Here is a 4,114-nt window from a genome sequence, read left to right on the forward strand (position 1 = left end):
GCACCGGCGCCAATCAGGGTGTGGACCTCGTCGATCACCAGGATCACGTTCCCGGCGCCACGGATCTCCTCCATGATTTTTTTGAGGCGCTCCTCGAATTCGCCCCGGTACTTGGTGCCGGCCACCAGCAAGCCGATGTCCAGGGTGAGGACCCGCTTGTCCTCGAGGATGTCGGGCACATCGCCGGAGTTGATGCGCTGGGCCAGGCCTTCGGCAATGGCCGTCTTGCCCACACCGGGTTCGCCAATGAGGACTGGGTTGTTCTTGGTGCGGCGACCCAGGATCTGGATCACGCGCTCAATTTCGTGCTGACGGCCCACGACCGGGTCGAGCTTCCCGTCGGAGGCCTGCTGGGTCAGGTTGCTGCCGAACTCATCGAGGGTTGGCGTCTTGGTGGAACCCTTGCCACCACCGCCGCCACCGCCGGCGACCTCGGCGGTCTCGCCCAGCATGCGGATCACCTGGGTGCGCACCTTGGCCAGGTCCACCCCAAGGTTTTCCAGAACCCGTGCGGCAACACCTTCGCCTTCGCGAATCAGGCCCAGCAGCAGGTGCTCAGTACCGATGTAGTTGTGGCCGAGCTGACGCGCTTCCTCAAGGGAGAGTTCCAGAACGCGCTTGGCCCTCGGCGTGAAGGGGATCTCGACGGCCACAAAGCCGGATCCGCGGCCGATGATCTTCTCGACCTCGACCCGAGCGTCCTTGAGGTTGACGCCCATGGACTTCAGGACCTTGGCGGCAACGCCGGTGCCTTCGCCGATCAGGCCCAGGAGGATCTGCTCGGTGCCCACGAAGTTGTGACCCAGGCGGCGGGCCTCTTCTTGGGCCAGCATGATCACCTTGATGGCCTTCTCGGTAAACCGCTCGAACATGGGGCGGGGCCTGGCTGCATGTTCCCCCAATTTATCAGGGTTGCTTGGGGGTGTGTGAGATCAATTTCAGAAGCGCCAAAACCCAATGCCCAAAAGGGATTGCCCCGCGCGATCGTCACAGCGAAGCGGTTAAAAGTTTCCGGTTCTCGCTATCAGGAATGGGCGGCAATCCGTACCGCCTCTCAGTCGTGTAATTCAAGCCATTGGATCAGGGCATCGCTTCCGTTGCGGTAGTAGCCGCGACGGATTCCAGCGGTGCTGAAGCCCAGGTCTGCGTAGAGCGCCCCTGCGGCGGTGTTGTCCGAGGCCACCTCCAGGGTCGCCCGCAGCGCTCCCGCCTCCCGGGCCTGCACCAGGAACGCCTGAATCACACGCCGTCCCAGGCCCTGCCGCCTGTGGCCTGGATCCACGGCCAGGGTTGTGATCTGCAGTTCATCCAGGACCAGCAGTCCGCAGGCGAAGGCCAGCAGCTGCTCCCCTTGCCAGAGCCCCAGCCCTGGCCTCTGTTCGTCGGCGAGTTCCGAGCCCCATTGGCTTTCGCTCCAGAGCCCGCCCAGGGCGGCTTTGTCCAGGGCAAGGCAAGCGCTGAGGTGCTCGGGCCTGAGGGCCTCAAGGCGGATCGGGGGATCGGCGGTGTGCGTCGGCACAGGGGCCTGGAGGCGGCCTCTTTAGGATCACCCCATGACGACTTCGATGGCGACAGCCGATCTCCAAGTGAGCAACCGGCCCTTTGAGAGCAACCGCGATACCGCTAGTCCCAACCGCAATCTCACCCCCGTAACGACGGCCGTTGGCCCGAAGGGTGGATTGGAGGTGGGGGGCTGCGGCCTGAGTGATCTGGCTCGCCGCTACGGCACACCGTTGTATGTGCTGGATGAGGCCACCCTTCGCGGCAATGCCCAGGCCTACCGCAAGGCGCTGGCGTCCCATTACCCCGGTTCGGCCCTGGCGCTTTACGCCTCGAAGGCCAACAGCAGCCTGGCCATCACCGCTGTGGTCGCCTCCGAGGGGCTCGGCCTCGATGCGGTCTCGGCGGGCGAGTTGCTGACGGCGGTTCAGGGGGGGATGCCTCCTGAGCGCATCGTCTTTCACGGCAACAACAAGAGCCTGGAAGAGCTCCAGTTGGCGGCCGACTTGGGCGTCACCGTGGTGGCGGACAACTGGTCGGATCTCGAGCTCTTGGCGTCCCTGGGCTTGAGCCAGCCGGTGCGCCTGATGCTGCGCTTCACCCCCGGGATCGAGTGCCACACCCACGAGTACATCCGCACCGGGCACCTCGACAGCAAATTCGGCTTTGATCCCGACCAGCTCGAGCCTGTTCTGCGGCACCTCCAGGGCTGCAGCTGGGCGTTGGTCAGCGGCCTCCACGCCCACATCGGCTCTCAGATTTTTGAACTGCAGCCCCACCGCGATTTGGCAGCGGTGATGGCCGACGCCCTGAAGTTGGCGCGCGAACTTGGCCATCCCGTCTCGGACTTGAACGTCGGCGGTGGTCTTGGAATCCGTTATGTCGAATCCGATGATCCGCCGTCCATCGACGAATGGGTCCGCACCGTGGCCGAGGCCGTTGCCGGTGCCTGCCAGGAGCGGGGACTTGAGCTGCCGCGGCTTCTCTGCGAGCCCGGTCGCTCCCTGGTGGCCACGGCTGGGGTGACCCTCTACAGCGTTGGCAGCCGCAAGGAGATCCCTGGGATCCGCACCTATCTCTCCGTTGATGGCGGGATGAGCGATAACCCCCGTCCGATCACCTATCAATCGCTCTACACCGCCGTTTTGGCTGACCGCCCTGAGGCGGAAGCCAGCGACACCGTCACCCTGGCGGGTAAGCACTGCGAATCCGGAGACGTGCTGCTGAAGGACTTGGCCCTTCCTCCGGCCCAGGCAGGTGATGTTTTGGCAGTCTTTGCCACCGGCGCTTACAACGCCTCGATGGCTTCGAACTACAACCGCATCCCTCGCCCTGCAGCGGTGATGGTGCATGACGGCATGGCGGAGCTGGTGCAACGCCGGGAGTTGCCAGAGGAACTGCTGCGCTACGACGTTCTGCCGGAACGCCTTCGGCCGGTAGTCTGACCCTCAGCGAATAGAGCAAGGGTGCTCGGGTTGATCGGGGGAATCCAGCTGGGCTTCGTGCTGGATCTCCTGTTGGCCACCGCCCTTGGCATGGTCATCCTGGCTCGGGTGAACGAGCCGCGGACCCTCTGGTTGCTGCGGGGGTACCTCACCTTGGTGGCCCTGGCCTGGGTGGTTCAGCGCTACGCCAACCTGCCGCTCACCAGCAAGCTGGTGGATGCCCTGGTCATGGCCTGCAGTTTGGCCCTGGCGATCCTCTGGCAAGGGGAACTGCGGCGCCTGATGGAACTGCTGGGGACTGGTCGGCTGGATGTTCTCTTTGGCAGCCAACGGGCCGACAAGCTCGCCTCGAGTTCCGTTGGTGTGCTCAGTGAGGCCGCGGGTCGCCTCTCCCAGATCCGTCGTGGTGGATTGATCGTCCTTGATCTGGGCAGTGATCTGCGCCCAGAGGACTTCCTCAACCCCGGCATCGCCCTGGATGCTCAGCTCTCGGTGGATCTGCTGCTGAACCTGTTTGCGATCGACACCCCGCTCCATGACGGTGCGGTGCTGGTCAAAGGCAATCGGATTCTCTCGGCGGGGGTGATCCTGCCCCTCTCCCGCCAGGGACTGAATCGCTATGGCACCCGCCATCTGGCGGCCCTGGGGATCACCGAGCGCTTCGATCGCTGCCTATGCATCGTGGTCTCGGAGGAGACCGGCACGTTGTCGCTGGCCAAGCAGGGGCGCCTGGAGCGTCCGATCACGAGCTCGCGCCTGCAGGAATTGCTGAGCGAAGCACTGGCTCAGGCCCCGAAATCCTCTGGTAAATCTGCGGGTCGTAGCGTGTCCGTAGATTCGTCCGAACCTCTCGCATGAGTCGTTCCCTGACGACTGCCTTAACTGTCGAAGGGAACAGGCCCTCGCGCTGCGCCCTCCCGCCTGGGCTTGACCCGGGCCGGCTGCCGGCCCATGTCGCGGTGATCATGGACGGCAATGGCCGTTGGGCCGGGCAGCGCAAACTTCCCCGGGTGATGGGGCACCGGGAAGGGGTGGAAGCCCTGAAACGCACCCTGCGCCTCTGCAGTGACTGGGGCATTGGCTCGCTGACGGCCTACGCCTTCTCCACCGAGAACTGGAACCGCCCTGGCGAGGAGGTCAGCTTCTTGATGACCCTGTTTGAGCGGGTC

Annotated in this window: 5 protein-coding genes; 3 read left to right on the top strand and 2 right to left on the bottom strand. The window is 64.6% G+C overall.

Annotated elements, in window-relative coordinates:
- Together QZ189_RS10765 and QZ189_RS10770 are read right to left on the bottom strand one after the other, a co-directional pair.
- The coding region (locus QZ189_RS10765) for a Clp protease N-terminal domain-containing protein (RefSeq protein ID WP_296421747.1) at positions 1-872 on the bottom strand (872 nt) is incomplete at its 3' end.
- A gap of 182 nt (positions 873-1,054) precedes the next feature.
- Positions 1,055-1,519, bottom strand: a complete 465-nt coding sequence (locus QZ189_RS10770) for a GNAT family N-acetyltransferase (RefSeq protein WP_296421748.1) — start codon at positions 1,517-1,519, stop codon at positions 1,055-1,057.
- Positions 1,520-1,553: 34 nt separating this feature from the next.
- On the opposite strand from QZ189_RS10770, the gene lysA reads away from it, so the two are divergent.
- The 3 genes from lysA to uppS form a co-directional block, all read left to right on the top strand.
- Positions 1,554-2,945 (top strand): diaminopimelate decarboxylase, encoded by a 1,392-nt coding sequence (lysA, locus tag QZ189_RS10775; RefSeq protein ID WP_296421749.1) that lies wholly within the window; start codon positions 1,554-1,556, stop codon positions 2,943-2,945.
- A 21-nt stretch (positions 2,946-2,966) separates the two neighbouring features.
- Positions 2,967-3,803, top strand: a complete 837-nt coding sequence (gene cdaA, locus QZ189_RS10780; protein ID WP_296416760.1) for a diadenylate cyclase CdaA — start codon at positions 2,967-2,969, stop codon at positions 3,801-3,803.
- The coding region (gene uppS / locus QZ189_RS10785) for a polyprenyl diphosphate synthase (RefSeq protein ID WP_296421750.1) at positions 3,800-4,114 on the top strand (315 nt) is incomplete at its 3' end. The genes cdaA and uppS, both read left to right, overlap by 4 nt.

Origin of the sequence: Vulcanococcus sp. CPBay_Sum15L08_68, assembly GCF_017855895.1 — a bacterium.
GTDB lineage: Bacteria > Cyanobacteriota > Cyanobacteriia > PCC-6307 > Cyanobiaceae > Vulcanococcus.

What these genes read in the sequence shown, in the direction of transcription:
- lysA (WP_296421749.1), top strand. Translation starts at nt 1,554, where the DNA reads ATGACGACTTCGATGGCGACAGCCGATCTCCAAGTGAGCAACCGGCCC.